Source organism: Klenkia sp. AC732 (assembly GCF_979256525.1).
On record NZ_CEEDOS010000020.1, the window covers coordinates 69,677 to 85,480 of the forward strand.

General features: G+C 74.7%; 16 protein-coding genes and 1 tRNA gene. 7 read left to right on the forward strand and 10 right to left on the reverse strand.

Annotation, left to right across the window (positions count from 1 at the left end):
- Positions 1–96: 96 nt before the first annotated feature.
- Both AC0IVP_RS11590 and AC0IVP_RS11595 read left to right on the forward strand, forming a co-directional pair.
- Entirely contained in the window at positions 97–1,134 is a 1,038-nt protein-coding gene (locus AC0IVP_RS11590; protein ID WP_471756707.1) for a chemotaxis protein CheB, read from the forward strand.
- Complete coding sequence (locus AC0IVP_RS11595; RefSeq protein ID WP_471756709.1) at positions 1,131–2,987, forward strand: CheR family methyltransferase; 1,857 nt, start codon at positions 1,131–1,133, stop codon at positions 2,985–2,987. Before AC0IVP_RS11590 ends, AC0IVP_RS11595 begins: the two co-directional genes overlap by 4 nt.
- Positions 2,988–3,011: 24 nt before the next feature.
- On the opposite strand, the gene AC0IVP_RS11600 is transcribed toward AC0IVP_RS11595, so the two are convergent.
- Complete coding sequence (locus AC0IVP_RS11600) at positions 3,012–4,313, reverse strand: ANTAR domain-containing protein (RefSeq protein WP_471756711.1); 1,302 nt, start codon at positions 4,311–4,313, stop codon at positions 3,012–3,014.
- Between the two features lie 222 nt (positions 4,314–4,535).
- On the opposite strand from AC0IVP_RS11600, the gene AC0IVP_RS11605 reads away from it, so the two are divergent.
- On the forward strand, positions 4,536–5,126 hold the full coding sequence (locus tag AC0IVP_RS11605; RefSeq protein WP_471756713.1) for a histidine phosphatase family protein: 591 nt from the start codon (positions 4,536–4,538) through the stop codon (positions 5,124–5,126).
- 52 nt (positions 5,127–5,178) lie between these two features.
- On the opposite strand, the gene AC0IVP_RS11610 is transcribed toward AC0IVP_RS11605, so the two are convergent.
- Complete coding sequence (locus AC0IVP_RS11610) at positions 5,179–6,273, reverse strand: EAL domain-containing protein (protein WP_056297167.1); 1,095 nt, start codon at positions 6,271–6,273, stop codon at positions 5,179–5,181.
- 204 nt (positions 6,274–6,477) lie between these two features.
- Between AC0IVP_RS11610 and AC0IVP_RS11615 the strand changes: the two genes are divergently transcribed.
- A complete protein-coding gene (locus AC0IVP_RS11615) occupies positions 6,478–7,104 on the forward strand; it encodes a TetR/AcrR family transcriptional regulator (RefSeq protein ID WP_056297164.1) in 627 nt (208 codons plus the stop codon).
- A gap of 82 nt (positions 7,105–7,186) precedes the next feature.
- On the opposite strand, the gene AC0IVP_RS11620 is transcribed toward AC0IVP_RS11615, so the two are convergent.
- The 6 genes from AC0IVP_RS11620 to AC0IVP_RS11645 are packed head-to-tail and all read right to left on the reverse strand — an operon-like array spanning position 7,187 to position 11,078.
- Positions 7,187–9,436 carry a heavy metal translocating P-type ATPase gene (locus AC0IVP_RS11620; RefSeq protein ID WP_255352996.1) on the reverse strand — a complete coding sequence of 750 codons (2,250 nt, stop codon included), beginning with the start codon at positions 9,434–9,436 and terminating at the stop codon, positions 7,187–7,189.
- On the reverse strand, positions 9,433–9,642 hold the full coding sequence (locus tag AC0IVP_RS11625; protein WP_471756715.1) for a heavy-metal-associated domain-containing protein: 210 nt from the start codon (positions 9,640–9,642) through the stop codon (positions 9,433–9,435). The genes AC0IVP_RS11620 and AC0IVP_RS11625 overlap by 4 nt, the downstream gene beginning before the upstream one ends.
- A gap of 37 nt (positions 9,643–9,679) precedes the next feature.
- On the reverse strand, positions 9,680–9,973 hold the full coding sequence (locus AC0IVP_RS11630; protein ID WP_471756717.1) for a metal-sensitive transcriptional regulator: 294 nt from the start codon (positions 9,971–9,973) through the stop codon (positions 9,680–9,682).
- A gap of 57 nt (positions 9,974–10,030) precedes the next feature.
- The gene (locus AC0IVP_RS11635; protein WP_056297155.1) at positions 10,031–10,534 is read right to left on the reverse strand and encodes a DUF427 domain-containing protein; all 504 of its coding nucleotides are present in this window, start codon (positions 10,532–10,534) and stop codon (positions 10,031–10,033) included.
- A gap of 25 nt (positions 10,535–10,559) precedes the next feature.
- Positions 10,560–10,790 carry a DUF3618 domain-containing protein gene (locus tag AC0IVP_RS11640; protein ID WP_056298149.1) on the reverse strand — a complete coding sequence of 77 codons (231 nt, stop codon included), beginning with the start codon at positions 10,788–10,790 and terminating at the stop codon, positions 10,560–10,562.
- A 39-nt stretch (positions 10,791–10,829) separates the two neighbouring features.
- On the reverse strand, positions 10,830–11,078 hold the full coding sequence (locus AC0IVP_RS11645; RefSeq protein ID WP_157519460.1) for a hypothetical protein: 249 nt from the start codon (positions 11,076–11,078) through the stop codon (positions 10,830–10,832).
- Positions 11,079–11,126: 48 nt separating this feature from the next.
- Here AC0IVP_RS11645 and AC0IVP_RS11650 point away from each other — a divergent pair.
- Together AC0IVP_RS11650 and AC0IVP_RS11655 are read left to right on the forward strand one after the other, a co-directional pair.
- Positions 11,127–11,207, forward strand: a tRNA-Leu gene (locus AC0IVP_RS11650).
- Positions 11,208–11,226: 19 nt separating this feature from the next.
- Positions 11,227–11,946 carry a polyamine aminopropyltransferase gene (locus AC0IVP_RS11655; RefSeq protein ID WP_471756719.1) on the forward strand — a complete coding sequence of 240 codons (720 nt, stop codon included), beginning with the start codon at positions 11,227–11,229 and terminating at the stop codon, positions 11,944–11,946.
- A gap of 41 nt (positions 11,947–11,987) precedes the next feature.
- On the opposite strand, the gene AC0IVP_RS11660 is transcribed toward AC0IVP_RS11655, so the two are convergent.
- Entirely contained in the window at positions 11,988–12,146 is a 159-nt protein-coding gene (locus AC0IVP_RS11660) for a hypothetical protein (protein WP_471756721.1), read from the reverse strand.
- Positions 12,147–12,166: 20 nt separating this feature from the next.
- The gene (locus AC0IVP_RS11665; protein ID WP_471756723.1) at positions 12,167–13,384 is read right to left on the reverse strand and encodes a glycosyltransferase family 2 protein; all 1,218 of its coding nucleotides are present in this window, start codon (positions 13,382–13,384) and stop codon (positions 12,167–12,169) included.
- A gap of 201 nt (positions 13,385–13,585) precedes the next feature.
- On the opposite strand from AC0IVP_RS11665, the gene AC0IVP_RS11670 reads away from it, so the two are divergent.
- The coding region (locus AC0IVP_RS11670; protein ID WP_471756725.1) for a glycosyltransferase at positions 13,586–15,804 on the forward strand (2,219 nt) is incomplete at its 3' end.

Consider the following 15,804-nt stretch of genomic DNA (forward strand, 5'->3'; position numbering starts at 1 on the left):
GCCACATCGTGACCCGGCGACGCGGATCGCGGCCAACCGGCTCCGCTGGGACCGGCAGGGGGGATGATCAGCGGATGCAGGAGCTGGGCGGACGACGTGGCTGAGCGGGACCTGGTGGTCGTGGGGGCCTCCGCCGGGGGTGTGGAGGCGCTGCGCGCCTTCGTGGCCGGGCTCCCCGCCGACCTGCCCGCCGCCGTGCTGGTCGTGCTGCACGTGCCGGCCAACGGCGGCAGCGCGCTGGCCAACGTGCTGTCCCGCTCCTGCGCCCTACCGGTCACACCGGCCGTCCAGGACCAGGAGCTGGTCCGCGGCACGGTGACCGTCGCCGTCCCCGACCGCCACCTGCTGGTCGCCGGCGAGCGGCTGGTGCTGTCCCGCGGGCCCCGGGAGAACGGGCACCGGCCAGCGGTCGACCCGCTCTTCCGCTCCGCCGCCCAGGTCTCCGGTCCTCGCACGCTGGCCGTGGTGCTGTCGGGCACGTTGGACGACGGGGCCGCCGGCGCGCTGGCGGTCGAGCGGCACGGTGGGGTGGTCGTCGTCCAGGACCCGGCCGACGCGCTCTACGACAGCATGCCGCGGGCCGCCCTGCAGGCCACCCTGGCCGCCCGGAGCGCCCCGGCCGACCAGCTCGGCGCCCTGGTCGCCGAGCTGGTCGGGCAACCGGTGCCCGAGCCCGTCGACCCGGCCACCACCAGCGGTACCGAGCCCGACCGGATGAGACTGGAGACCGCGATGGCCGCCTTCGACGAGGAGGCCCTCGGCTCCCCCGACCGCCCCGGGGACCCCGCCGGACTGACCTGTCCGGACTGCGCCGGGCCGTTGTTCTCCATCCCGGAGGAGACCCTGCAGCGCTACCGCTGCCGGGTGGGGCACGCCTGGACGGCGCAGAGCCTGGCCGCCGAGCAGACCTCCGCGGTCGAGGGCGCGCTGTGGATGGCGCTGCGCAGCCTGGAGGAGAAGGCCGACCTCGCCCGCTCGATGGGCACCCGGGCGGCCGCCCGCGGGCACACGCTGACCGCGGGCCGGTTCGTCGAGCAGGCCGACGAGGCGCACGCCTCGGCCCTGCTGCTGCGCCAGCTCCTGCAACGCGCCAGCACCCCCCAGCCCGACGGTGAGCTGGAGGCCGGCGCGTGAGCACCCCCGAGACCGGCCGGGAGCGACCGGCTCTGCCCGTCGACGACAGCGACCCCTCCTTCGAGGCGCTGCTGGAGTGGCTGCGCGAGGTGCGGGGCTTCGACTTCACCGGCTACAAGCGGCCCAGCCTGGTGCGCCGGGTGGCGCGCCGGATGACCGACGTCGGGATCGCCGACTTCGACGTCTACCGGGACCACCTCGAGGTGCACCCCGAGGAGTTCACCGCGCTGTTCAACACGGTGCTGATCAACGTGACCAGCTTCTTCCGCGACCGGGACGCCTGGGAGCACCTGACCACCGAGCTGCTGCCGCCGGTCCTGGCCCGCAACCGGCCGGTGCGGGGCTGGTCCGCGGGCTGCGCCACCGGCCAGGAGGCCTACAGCCTGGCCATCGCGCTGGCCGAGGCGATGGGCCCGGAGGCGTTCCGCCGCAGGGTCAAGATCTACGCCACGGACGTCGACGAGGAGGCCCTCGCCGTCGCCCGGACCGCCAGCTACCGGGAGGCCGAGCTGGCGGGCCTGCGCCCGGACCAGGTGGAACGCTGGTTCACCCGCGACGGCGACCGCTGGACGGTCTCCAAGGACCTGCGCCGGGCGGTCATCTTCGGGCGCAACGACCTGGTGCAGGACGCCCCGATCAGCCACATCGACGTGCTCATGTGCCGCAACGCGCTGATGTACCTCAACGCCGAGACCCAGGCCCGGGTCGTCGGCCGGCTGCACTTCGCGCTGGAGCCGCACGGCGTGCTGTTCCTGGGCAAGGCCGAGATGCTGCTGTCGCACTCCGCCCTGTTCAGCCCCGTGGACCTGGGCCGCCGGCTGTTCCGCCGGCGCGCCGACGTGCTGCCGCCACGCCAGCGCGTGCCCGGGCCGGTCGAGCCCCTGGACCACGACGCCCGCTGGCAGCGGCTGCGCACCGAGGCGGTGCTGGCCGGGCCGCTGCCCCAGGTCGTCATCGACGCCGAGGGCAGGCTGGCGCTGACCAACCACCAGGCCGACCGGTTGTTCGGCCTGGACGCCCGGGACGTCGGCAAGCCCTTCCAGGACCTGGAGCTGTCCTACCGGCCGCTGGAGCTCCGCTCCCACCTGGAGCAGGCCGTCGGCGAGCGGCGGGCGCTGTCCGTGCGCGGCGTGGAGGCCTCGCTGTCCGGTGGCGAGACGACCGTGCTGGACGTGCAGGTCGTGCCGCTGTCCGACCACGACGGCTCCCCGCTGGGAGCCAGCGTCGTCTTCGAGGACGTCAGCCGGTACCGCGCGCTGCAGCTGGAGCTGGAGTACGCCAACCGGCAGCTGGAGAGCGCCTACGAGGAGCTGCAGTCCACCAACGAGGAACTGGAGACGACGAACGAGGAGCTGCAGTCGACGGTGGAGGAGCTGGAGACCACCAACGAGGAGCTCCAGTCCACCAACGAGGAGCTCGAGACGATGAACGAGGAGCTGCAGTCGATGAACGACCAGCTCCACACCGGCAACGACGAGCTGCGCGGGGAGACCGAGCAGGCCGTCAAGCGGTGGGACTTCGTCAGCGCGGTGCTGGGCAGCCTGCGCGCCGGCGTGGCGGTGCTGGACGCCGACCTGTCCCTGGTGGCCTGGAACGGCGCGGCCGAGGAGCTGTGGGGTGTCCGGGAGGACGAGGCGCTGGGCCGGTCGCTCACCGACCTGGACATCGGCCTGCCGGTCGTCGAGCTGCTGCCGCTGCTGGACGGCTCCCGGTCGGGCACCGGGCACAGCGTCGTCCGGGTGCCGGCGGTCAACCGCCGCGGCCGGCAGGTCACCGTGCAGGTCACGGTGAGCCCGCTGACCGGCGTCCGGGGCGCGGGCACGGTGCTGGTGATGGACCCCGTCGAGGGCTGACGGGCGGGCCGGCCGCCCGCCGGGTCAGGACCCCGACATCCAGGGGCCCAGGCCCAGGCGCGCCCCGCCCTCGACGAGCAGACCCGCCAGGTCGCGCAGCTTGACGTTGTGGGTGTTGCTCAGGGCGACCAGCCGGGCGAAGGCCTCGTCGGCGGTGCCCCCGTGGTGGGCCATGACGATGCCCTTGGCCTGCTCGATGACCGCCCGGGAGGTGAGTGCCTGCCGCAGGTGCTCGGTGAGCGAGCGCAGCGACTGACGCTGGGAGACCTGCTCCAGCACAGCGGCCACCGCCGAGGCGACCAGCTCGCCCACCCGGCGGTCCCGCTCGCCGAAGGCGTCGACCTGCGCGGCGTACACGTTCAGCACCCCCAGGGTGGCCTCGCCGGCGACCACCGGCAGGCCCAGCACGCTGCGCACCCCGGTCCCGCCGGCCGCCGCGGCCAACCGCGGGAAGCGGTCGTCGGCCAGCAGGTCGCCCGTCGCGACCGTCTGCCCCGACTCGTACGCCGCCAGGCACGGCCCCTCGCCGATCCGGTACATCAGGCCGTCGAGCTCCTGCGCCGACCGCGAGTCCGAGGCCAGCTGCTGCGGGTCCGCCGGAAACCCCACGGTGATGCTCGCGGAGTCGGCCGCGCCCACGGCGTCCCGGACGATGCCCGACAGCTGGGCCAGCACGGCCTGCCGGTCCTCCTCACCGACGGGCACCACGCACAACCGGGCGACCGCGGCGGCGACGGCGAGGTCGCGGTCGTCGTCGCCGTCGGCGGTCGGACCACCGCGGAGGGCGGCGGGCAGCCACACCCAGCGCACCCGGTCCCCAGACCCGCTCCTCTCCAGCACCCCCACCGCGTCCACGACGGTCGACTCGCCGGCGCGCGGCTGGACCGGGAGCACGACCCGGGCCTCCGCCTGGCCCGACGACAACGAGCTCAGGGCAGCCCGCAGCGGCCCGCGGCGGTCGGCGGCGACGAAGACCGCCAGCGGCTTGCCGGACAGTCGCTCGACCGGGGTCGCCAGCATGCGGGCCGTGGCCCCGTCGGCCTCCTGGACGGTCCCCCGCAGGTCGGTGACGAACTGGCAGACCGGGACCAGGGAGGAGACCCGCTCCCGCCAGCGCTGCTCCTCCTGGTGCCGCTCCACGACGGCGGCGAGCTGGTCCTCGTACTCCTTCAGCGCCTCGTCGGCGACCCGGAGCTCCTCCTGGGCGACGTCGAGCTCGCCGAGGGCCGCCAGCATGTCGGCGAAGACCGAGCCGGCCCGCTGGGTGGGCAGGACGGGGGGTGCGGGCTGCGACCTGGCCTCGGGTACCGCTGGTGTCCGTGCCACGCCCGCCTCCCAGTTCCGGGTGCCCCCGGGTCCGTCGAGCCTAGACGGCCCCGGCGGATCCGGAACCTCGGGACGGCCGACCCGGCCCGCACGCGACGACCGGGTCCCGGTTGGCCCCGCCGCACCGGGGGTCGGCATCCTGGTCGCCGTCGCCGCGCCCGGTGGCGGTCGGCGGGGTCCCCGTCGGTGGCGGGGCGCGGGACACGAGGAGAGGGGACGACCGTGGGCGAGGTGGTCGTGCTGCGACACGGGGAGACCGAGTGGAGCCGGAGCGGGCAGCACACGAGCGTCACCGACCTGCCCCTGCTGCCCGAGGGCGAGGCCCAGGCGCGGGCCGTGCGCGGGCCGCTGTCCCGACGCCGGTTCGTCGAGGTGCGGGTCAGCCCGCGCGAGCGGGCCCGGCGGACGGCCGAGCTGGCCGGGCTGGCCACCGACACCGTGGACCCGGACCTGGTCGAGGTCGACTACGGCCGCTGGGAGGGGCGGACCACGCCGGACATCTCCGCCGAGCTGGGCCGCACGTGGTCGCTGTGGACCGACGGCACCGAACCCGGTGACACCCCCGGGGAGAGCCTGGCCGAGGTGGCCGCCCGGGTCGACCGGGTGCTGGAGCGGGTCCGCCCGCACCTGACCGACGGGGACGTCGCCCTGGTCGCCCACGGCCACGTGCTGCGGGTGCTCACCGCCCGGTGGCTGGGACTGGCCCCCGAGGCCGGGTCGCTGTTCGCGCTGCACGCCGGGTCCTACGGGGTGCTGGGCCACGAGCACGACCGTCCGGTGCTCAGCGGCTGGAACGTCGCGACCGACCACTAGGCCCGGCGGGGTGCCCGCGCACTCAGGGGACGGGCGCTCAGGGGACGGGCGCTCAGGGGACGGGGAGCAGCTCCGGCTCGGCCGGCGGCCGGGCGGCGGCCGGGCGACCGAACAACCAGCCCTGTCCCAGGTCGACCCCCAGGTCGCGGACCTGGTCGGCGCGCTCGGCGGTCTCCACGCCCTCGGCCACGACCACCGCGTCCAGCGAGTGCGCCAGGGTGACCAGGGACCCGACCACGGCCCGCGCGGCCGCGTCGTCCAGCCGGTTGACCAGTGCCTTGTCCAGCTTCACCACGTCCGGACGCACCGCGGCCACCAGCGCCAGGCTGGACCAGCCCACGCCGACGTCGTCCAGGGCCACCCGCCAGCCCAGGGAGCGCTGGTGCTCGAGGACGGCGAGCAGGTGGCCGCGGTCGCGGGCGGCGTGCGCCTCCACGACCTCGAAGACCAGCTGCCCCGGCGTCAGACCGCTGTCGTGCACCGCCTGCTCGGTGCCGGCCAGGCACACCGCGGGCCGGTAGACCGCCTCGGGACTGCTGTTGACGTACAGGTCCGCCTCGCCCAGCCAGCCGGCGGCCCCGGAGATGGCGGCCTCTCGCGCCCACCGGTCGAGCCGGTCCCCCCAACCGGCGGCCGCCGCCAGGAAGAACAGGTCGCCACCGCCGACCTCCCGGCCGTCGACCCCACCGCGCAGCAGCGCCTCGTAACCGGTGACCCGACCGTCGGCCAGGTCCACGACGGGCTGGTAGACCGGCCACAGCCGGGCACCGGTCAGCAGGCCGACCTCCACGGTGACGCCGCGACGGGCCAGCTCGACCGAGAGCGTGGGCGCGGCCAGCAGCTGGGCGGCCAGCGCGACGCCGTCGTCGGAGTCGGGGTCGGTGGCCACCCGGACCGCGTCGGTCTCGGCGGCCGACAGCTCCCGGGCCAGCCGGGCCAGCAGCCGGTCGAAGCGCCGGGCGTCCAGCGGGCTGCTGTCGTCGACCACGTCGAGCAGGCCGGGCAGCAGCTCGGCGTTGAGGCCCAGCGCGGTGGCCGTGCGGGCGATCGCGGGCAGCACGTGCGGGACCGGGCTGGCCAGCAGCAGGCGGGCGACCCGGCCGGGCCGGGGCCAGCGGGGAGACGACGGCTCGGTGGCTCCGGTCACCCACCGAGGATGTCCGACACGCCCGGCCGCCCTGGTCAGGCGCGCGGGGTGCGACGATGATGGAGCGTCAACAGTGTTGTTGCCGTTCGCCCTGCACAGCCGCCGGGTCCTTGGGTGTGGCCTTCCCCACGACTGTCGGCGTGTCGCCTCGGAGAGGCGACGCCGGGACGCCCGTCGATCAGCTGACGGTCTAAAGTCAGACACATGGCAGCCCTCTCAGCCCCGGAGGTCACCCGCCCCAGTCGCGGTGGCCGGCCGCGTGACCCCTCCCGCGACGGAGTCATCAGGGCCGCGATCCTGCGCCTGCTGGCCGACGTGGGCTACAACGCCCTGACCATGGACGCGGTCGCCGCCGAGGCCGGCGTCGGCAAGGCGACGATCTACCGCCGGTGGCGCACCAAGTCCGACCTCGTGGTCGACACCATCGCCGAGATGAACCGCGCGGAGACCCAGCTGCCCGACACCGGCAGCCTCGAGGCCGACCTGCGTCAGCTGCTGCGCTCGCTGGTGCACGTCGTGAACGGCCCCCTGGGCGCCGCGTCGCTGTCCCTGCTCTCGACGCTGCCGCACCAGCCGGCCCTGGCCGAGGCGTTCCGCACCGGCCCGCTGGGCCAGTGGACCGAGTCCTTCCGTGAGGTCTGGGGCCGGGCCGAGGCCCGCGGCGAGGTCCGCCCGGGCCTGGTCGGCTCCGCCGTCGCGGACTCCGCGTCCGCCCTGGTCGTGCAGCGCTGGCTGCTCACCGGCGAGCCGCTGGACGAGGCCTACGCCGACCAGGTCGTCGACACCGTGGTGATGCCCCTGGTCGCCCGGCGTTGCACCGAGGGCGCCTGACCCCAGCGTCTGACCCCAGCGCCCGCCCCGAGACCAGCGGCCCGTCCTCTCCCCCGGAGGGCGGGCCGCTGTCGTCGGCGGGTCAGCCGGCGAACCGGCGCAGTCGCAGGCTGTTGCCCACCACCAGCACCGAGGACGCCGCCATCGCCAGGCCGGCCAGCACCGGGTTCAGGAACCCCAGCGCCGCCAGCGGCACGAGTGCGACGTTGTAGGCGAAGGCCCAGAACAGGTTCACCTTGATGGTGGCCAGCGTGGCCCGGGACAGCCGGACCGCGCTCACCGCGGCGCCCAGGTCGGCCCGCACCAGGGTCAGGTCGCTGGCCTCGATCGCCACGTCGGTCCCGGTGCCCATGGCCAGTCCGAGGTCGGCCTGGGCCAGTGCCGGGGCGTCGTTGACGCCGTCGCCGACCATGGCGACCACCCGGCCGCGGGCCTGCAGCTCCCGGACGACGTCGACCTTGCCCTCGGGCAGCACCCCGGACACGACCTCGCCGGCCTCGGGGTCCAGCCCGACCTGGCGGGCGACGGCGGCGGCCGCACCGGCGTTGTCCCCGGTCAGCAGCACCGGTGACAGCCCGAGTGCCCGCAGGTCGGCGATCGCGGCGGCACTGGTGGGCTTCACCGTGTCGGCGACGACGAGCACGCCGTGCACGGCACCGTCCCAGGCGACCAGGACCGCGGTGCGGCCGGCCTGCTCGGCCGCGGTGACGGCGTCGGCCAGCTCGGCCGGGACCGGTCCGGGCATCTCCCCCACCCGGCCCACGACGACGGACCGGTCCTCGACGGTGCCCTGCACCCCGCGGCCCTGCCGGGAGGCGAAGTCCACGACCTCGGGCAGCGGTACGGGGGCGCCGGCGACGACGGCCCGGGCGATGGGGTGCTCGGAGCCGGCCTCGACCGCGGCGGCCAGCCGCAACGCGTCCGGGTGGCCGTGGACCTCCAGCAGGGCCATCTCCCCGGTGGTGACGGTGCCGGTCTTGTCCAGCACCACGGTGTCCACGCGGCGGGTGGACTCCAGGACCTCGGGGCCCTTGATGACCACACCCAGCTGGGCGCCCCGGCCGGTGCCCACCAGCAGCGCGGTGGGGGTGGCCAGGCCCAGCGCGCACGGGCAGGCGATGACCAGCACGGCGACCGCGGAGGTGAAGGCCGCGGCGACGTCCCCGGTGACCAGCAGCCAGACCACCAGGGTGGTCAGCGCGACCGCGAGCACGACCGGCACGAAGACCGCCGACACCCGGTCGGCCAGCCGCTGGACGGGGGCCTTGCCGCTCTGCGCGGCGGTGACGAGGCGGCCCAGCGCGGCCAGCGTGGTCTCCCCGCCGACCCGGTCGGCCTCGACGACCAGCCGGCCCCCGACGTTGACCGTGGCGCCGGTGACCCGGTCGCCGACGCCGACCTCGACCGGCACCGACTCCCCGGTCAGCATCGAGGCGTCCACGGCCGAGGAGCCGGAGACCACGACGCCGTCGGTGGCCACCTTCTCCCCCGGCCGGACGACGAACCGGTCGCCCACGGCGAGCCGGGAGACCGGGACCCGGACCTCGACGCCGTCGCGGAGGACCGCGGCGTCCTTGGCACCCAGGGCCAGCAGCGAGCGCAGCGCGGCGCCGGACCGGCGCTTGGCGCGGGACTCGGCGTACCGGCCGGCGAGCAGGAAGACGGTGACCGCGGAGGCGACCTCCAGGTAGAGCTCGCTGGTGCCGGCACCCTGCTCGGCGAGCAGGTGGAACTCCATCCGCATGCCGGGCATCCCGGCGTCGCCGAGGAAGAGCGCGTAGAGCGACCACAGGTACGCCGCGACGATGCCGATCGACACCAGGGTGTCCATCGTGCTGGCGCCGTGCCGGGCGTTGACGACGGCGGCGCGGTGGAAGGGCCAGGCCCCCCAGACGGCGACCGGGCTGGCCAGTGTGAGCGCCAGCCACTGCCAGTTCTCGAACTGCAGCGCGGGCACCATGGACAGCACCAGCACGGGCAGCGCGAGGGCGGTGGAGACGACCAGCCGCTGGCGCAGCGACCGGTCCTCGGCCGACGGCGCGTCGTCGTCAGTGGCTCCGGCGGTGGCTCCGGCGTCGGGCTCGTCGTCCGCCGGAGGGGCGGGGACGGTGGCCGCGTAGCCGGCGGCGGAGACGGTGGCCAGCAGCCGCTGGGTGTCCACCAGGGCCGGGTCGTAGCGGACGGTGGCGGCCTCGGTGGCGTAGTTGACGCTGGCCTGGACGCCGTCGACCTTGTTGAGCTTGCGCTCGATCCGGGTGGCGCACGAGGCGCAGGTCATCCCGGTGACGTCGAGCCGCACCTCCGAGGGCAGCTCGACCGGGCCCGCCGTCACTGCGGGTCGGCGGAGTAGTCCCCCGCCTCCGCCACGGCGGCCTGGACCTGCTCGGTGGTGACGTCCTGGCCGGTGACCCGGAGCGTGCCGCTGGACAGGTCGACGTCCACGCCGGTGACGCCGGCGAGCTCGGACACCTCCTCGGTGACCGAGGCGACGCAGTGCTGGCAGGTCATGCCGGAGACGGTGAAGGTCTGGGTCTGCACGGAGTTCCTCCTGGTGGGTGCGGCTGGGACGGCGCGGTCAGCGCCGGACGAGGCGGGCGATCGCGGCCGAGGCCTCGGCGATCTTGGCGTCGGCGGCGGCGCCGTCGTCCTGGGCGCTGCTGGCGACGGCGTCGCGCACGCAGTGCCCGAGGTGGTCGTCGAGCAGGCCCAGGGCGACCGCCTGCAGGGCGCTCGTCGCCGCCGAGACCTGGGTCAGGACGTCGATGCAGTACGTGTCGTCCTCGACCATCCGCGCGATGCCGCGGACCTGACCCTCGACCCGGCGCAGCCGCGCCAGGACCTGGTCCTTGTTGCCCTCGTAACCGTTCATGCCAGTGAACATACCCCTAGGGGGTAGGGGTGTCGACCAGACCGGCGTCCCGCCGGGTCACCAGCCGCGCGTGCCCACCTCCCCCTTGAACGGCCCCACCACCTCGTCGGTGATCCAGCCGCCGTAGAAGTCCCCGGCCTGGGCGCGGACGGTCTCGCCGTCGACGGTGGCCCGGTCGAGCTTGGAGGGGTAGAACGCCACCGCACCGCGCAGGTGCTCGTACCCGGGGGTGGGCCGCTCGTAGGACCAGCCCACGGCCGGGTGCCGGACCCCGTCGACGACGGCGTCCCAGTAGGTGGCCACGCCCTTCCACTCGCACCAGCTGGCGCCGTCGGCGCGCTGCAGGACGCCGTCGGCGACGTCCTCGCGCGGGACGTAGTAGACCGGCGGGTGGCTGGTCTCGCAGACCCGGGCGGCCCGGGTGGTCGTGGCGATCACGGCGCCGCCGAGGACGACCTCGACGCGACGGGGGGTGACGTCGGCGGACGGGGGCCGCGGGTAGTCCCAGACGGACTCCTGGCCGGGGCCGGCGGGATCGGGGCGGGTGGGTCGCGGGTGCATCACGCACCCGAGTGTGCGCCCGACGTCAGCGGTTGCGGTGCCGGACCTTCTGCACGACGACGAAGGTGACCAGCAGACCGGCAGCGGCCATCGCGGCCTGCCCCGCCGGGGTGGTCAGGAAGTGCTGCACCCGGACCTTGGCCTCGGCCTGCAGCCGCTTCGGGCTGCTCCGGTAGACCAACTGGTCCAGCGTGGCCGCCAGGGACTCACGGGCGGCGTCGATCTCCTGCTGGATCTGCTCGGGGCTGCGCGGCACGGGCACAGCCTGCCACGTCCGCGCGTTCCCCACCTGCGCTCAGCCCAGTTGGTCCATCGCCTCGGCCCGGAACTGGGCCAGGAACTGGTCCCGGGTGATCCCCCGGCGCTCGGCCTCCCGGTCGCAGAGCATGGCGATGACCAGCGAGGACTGCCGCACGACGTCGGCCCGCAGGTCCTCACCCAGCCCGGCCAGGACCGCCGTCCAGGCCGTCCAGTCGCCCTCCCCGGCGGCCTCGGCCATCTCCAGCACGATCCCGAACCGGCGCAACGCCTCCAGGTCAGCCACGTCCACGACGGTAGCCGCGGCACCGGGCCCTCCTAGACTCCCCCGCACGCGGGAGTGGTGTAACGGCAGCCACGCCAGCCTTAGGAGCTGGTGCCCTCGGGCGTGCGGGTTCGACTCCCGCCTCCCGCACGACAGGTCGGAGGACCCCATGAGCGCCCGATTCGCCGAGCTCGCCTTCCGGGAGACCCCGATGGGCGAGATCAGCCTGCGCCGACGCCGCGACCCGCGCCTGGACGTCGACGTCTTCGAGGTCAAGCTCGGCGAGGAGTTCCTCATGTCGAGCCTGTTCACCGCCGGCGAGGTCGCCCTCGCCGACCTGGGGCTGGCCCAGGCAGGACCCGGTCCGCTGGACGTCGTCGTCGGCGGGCTGGGGCTGGGCTACACCGCGCGGGCCGCGCTGACCGACCCCCGGGTCGGCTCGCTGACGATCGTCGAGGCGCTCGAGGACGTCGTCGACTGGCACCGGCGGGACCTGCTGCCCGACACCGCGGGCCTGGTGCACGACCCGCGTGTACGCGTGGTGACCGCGGACTTCTTCGCCCTGGTCGACTCCCCCGGCGGCCTGGACCCGGCGACCCCGGGTCGGCTCTTCGACGTGGTGCTGCTCGACGTCGACCACACCCCCACCCACCACCTGCACCCCAGCCACGCCGGCTTCTACGCCCCCGAGGGGCTGCGCCGGCTGCTGCGGCTGCTCCGGCCCGGCGGGGTCTTCGCCCTGTGGTCCGACGCCGCGGACCCGGCGTTCGCGCAGGTGCTGGCCGGGGTCGCGGCCCGCAGTGCGGTGCACGAGGTGGTCTTCGCCAACCCGCTGACCGGCGGGACGTCGTCCAACGTGGTCTTCACCGCGCGGCCCACGACGACCTGAGCCGGGGACCCGGCGCGCCCCCGGGGGGCGCGCCGGCATCCTCAGCGTGCGCGTCGGGGGACGAGCTTGAGCAGTGCGATCCCGGCGAAGAGCAGGGTCACCGCCGCGACGAGCACGGCGAGGGTCTCGAAGCCGGTGTAGGCCAGGGTGGACGACCCCCCGACGCCACTGGCGGTCACGTAGCCCGCGTTGTTGTACATGGGTACCTCCTCTCGGGGTGTCAGGCCGCAGTCGGCTGGACTGCGGGTGCGATGTGGTGCCAGGTCGCCTCGCGCCGACGCAGGACGTCGACGAGGGACCGGATGAAGACGGCCTGGAGGACCAGGTCGTAGAGGAGCTCGGGGAGCAGCGGCAGGGCGAGGGCCTGGGCCCGGCGGCCCGCGCGGGCCACGGTCACCACGCGCTCGACGAGGAACACCAGCCCGACGCCGGTCCAGAACAAGCTCAGCCGCGGCGCGCCGCCGGCGGACAGCACGACCGCCGTCACCAGCAGGTAGGCCTGGAAGGCCAGCACACCCAGGCCCATGCCCACCTGCTGACCCCAGTAGCGCAGGGTCACCCGGGACAGGCCGTAGTTGCGGAGGTTCTCCATCGCCCCGCGCTGCCAGCGCATCCGCTGCGCCCAGAGGTCGCCCAGGGTCGGCATGATCTCGGTGACGACGGCACACGCGGCCGGGCTGGTGAGCCGCCAGCCCAGCGTCTTCAGCGCCAGGGTCAGCTCGTTGTCCTCGGTGAGGGCCAGCGTGTCGTACACCTGGCCCCGGGTGCCCGGCAGGAGCGTGCCCCGGGCCTCGGCGACCTGACGGAGGGCCGCGACCCGGAAGAGGGTCCCGGTCCCGGTCAGGACCATCACCCGCCCGGTGCGGGAGACGTCGCGGCTGTAGCGGGTGTACTCGTTGCGCTGCAGCTGACCCAGCAGGCCCGCACCCGGCCGGCCGTAGAAGAGACCGCCGGCGGCGCCGGTCTCCGGCGAGCCCTCCAGGCTCGCGGTCGCGGCTTCCAGGAAGCCCGGCGCCAGCTCGGTGTCGGCGTCCATGACGAGCACGAGGTCGTCGTCCGCGAGGTCCGGTGAGGGCGCACTGCCCGCGCTCGACCGGCGGTCCGGTCCCCGCTCGCCCACGTGCGGCGGCGGGGCGGTGTCGCCACGGCGGTCACTGGTCGCCGACCGGCGGAACCGGCGCTCGAGAGCCTGGTTCAGCGCCCCCGCCTTCTTGTCGGTGTTGCCCACCGTCTCCACGACCTCGGCGCCCGCGGCACGTGCGATCGCGACGGTGTCGTCGGTGCAGTTGTCCGCGACGACGACCACCCGGTCCGGCCGTCGGGTCTGCGCCTGCAGCGCCCGGAGCGTCGTCCCGATGGAGGCCGCCTCGTCGTGCGCGGGGACGAGCACCACCACACGCGCTGTCGAGGTGGTGCTCACGCCGGGGGCCTCCGTCACCGAACCTCCTGGTCAGCGGCGTGGGACTCTCCCTCGACGCGGGTCCAGTGAAGGCCCGCACCGGACGTCACACCAGCCCCACCAGCCCCCACCACCCCCTCGGGTGACGCTGGGTGCACCCCGGGAGGCAGCTTCACCCGGACGGGTGGGCCCGCCGACCGCCGCCTCGTGACACACCGGGCCCGTGCCGACGACGACCAGGTGACGACCTCCGTGCGCCCTGCCGCCCTGGGGGACGACGCCGCCCTGGCCACCCCCGGGTGGGCGCGCCCCTCCCTGCCGGCTGCCCGCCCCACCCCCGCGAGCCCGCCCACCACCCCCGCCAAGGAGGAGCGGCTCGGGGACGTGCTCGTCCGCACCGGGGTGCTGACCGCGGCGCAGCTGGAGGAGGGCCTCGCGCAGGGCCGTCGGGTCGGCGAGCCGCTGGGTGCCGTGCTGATGGCCAAGCAGTGGATCACCCGTCGCCAGCTCTACGTGGCCCTCGCCGACGTGTGGGGCGCCGAGATGGCCTTCGTCGACCCGGTCGAGGTCGACCCGGACCTCGCCGGCCTCTTCCCCTACCCGCAGCTGGCCCGCGAGATGTGGGTGCCGCTGCGCACCGAGCTGGGCCCCGACGGGCAGGTGCAGGTCGTCGTCGCCACCTCCGGGCGGCCCTCCGAGCACATCGCCGCCGAGGTCGCCGAGCGCACCGGCGTCGACCGGGTGCACCAGGTCGTCACCACCGACTGGGACGTGCAGCGCGCGCTGCGCACCGTCTGGCGCGAGGAGGTCGTGCACGAGGCGGTGTCCTCGCTGGCCGAGCGCCGGCCCGAGGAGTCCGCCTCCACCGTCTTCACCTGGCCCCAGGTCGCCAGCGCCGTCGTCGCGGCGCTCGCCGTCGTCATCGGACTGGTGCTGGACGCACCCACCACGGTCGTCGTCCTGCTCGCCGTCATCAACGTGACCATCGGGCTGTCCGTGGGCGCCAAGGCGCTGATCAGCACCGTCGGGACGGCGTCGGAGACCGTCGAGCAGGTGACCGAGGAGGAGGTCGCGGCCCTCGTGGACGCCGACCTGCCCCGCTACACGATCCTGGTCCCGGTCTACAAGGAGGCCGGCATCGTCGGCCTGCTGATGAAGAACCTGTCCTCGCTGGACTACCCGCGGGAGAAGCTGGAGATCCTGCTCCTGCTGGAGGAGGACGACCCGGAGACCCTGGCCGCCGCGCTGGCCGCCGCACCGCCGGACATCGTCCGCATCCTGGTCGTGCCGCACTCCATGCCCAAGACCAAGCCGCGCGCCTGCAACGTCGGGCTGTCCTTCGCCCGCGGCGACCTGGTGGTCATCTACGACGCCGAGGACCGGCCCGACCCCGACCAGCTCAAGAAGTCCGTCATCGCCTTCCGCAAGGGCGGGGAGGACCTGGTCTGCGTGCAGGCGGCGCTGAACTACTTCAACGCCGAGGAGAACCTGCTCACCCGCATGTTCACCCTCGAGTACTCCTCGTGGTTCGACTACACGCTGCCCGGCCTGGACGCGTTGCGGCTGCCCATCCCCCTGGGCGGCACCAGCAACCACTTCCGCGCGGACATGCTGCGCGAGCTGGGTGGCTGGGACCCCTTCAACGTCACCGAGGACGCCGACCTCGGCGTCCGGTCCTCGGCGCGTGGCGGGCGTGTCACGGTGGTCAACTCGACCACCTACGAAGAGGCCAACATGGCGGTCGGCAACTGGATCCGGCAGCGCAGCCGCTGGATCAAGGGCTACATGCAGACGTTCCTGGTGCACACCCGGCACCCGATGCGCCTGGTCCGCCAGATCGGCCTGCGGCAGGCGATCGGCTTCCTGCTCACCATCGGCGGCACGCCCGCGACGTTCCTGCTGACCCCGGTCCTGTGGGTCCTGTTCGTGCTCTACCTGGCGTTCCCGCGCCAGTTCAGCCCGGCGCTGCCGCCGTGGCTGGAGTACGTCAGCCTGGCCAACCTGCTCATCGGCAACGGGATGATCGTCTACCTGAGCCTGCTGGCCGGCTTCAAACGCCGCAGCTACGGCCTGGTCGGCTACGCACTGCTCTCGCCGTTCTACTGGATGCTGCACTCGGTGGCCTCCTACAAGGCCGCCTGGCAGCTGGTCACCAAGCCCTTCTACTGGGAGAAGACCCAGCACGGGCTCACCAGCCACACCCAGGACGACGGGGCCGACGGGGCCCACGGCGACCCCGCCGAGGACCACCCGACCGAGGCCACCGCCGACGGCGCCGGGCCCGCCCCCGACGGGTCACCGCCGAGCCCGCCCCCCGCTCCGCACGAGGCGGCGTCCGCGGTGCCGGCGCTGACCCGGGTGCCCGCCGCGCAGGCGCTGCCGGTGCTCGCGGTGCTGGCCGCCGCGACCGCCGTCGCCGCTGCCGCCGCGCAGGAGCCGTCCGCGCAGGACCCTGCACC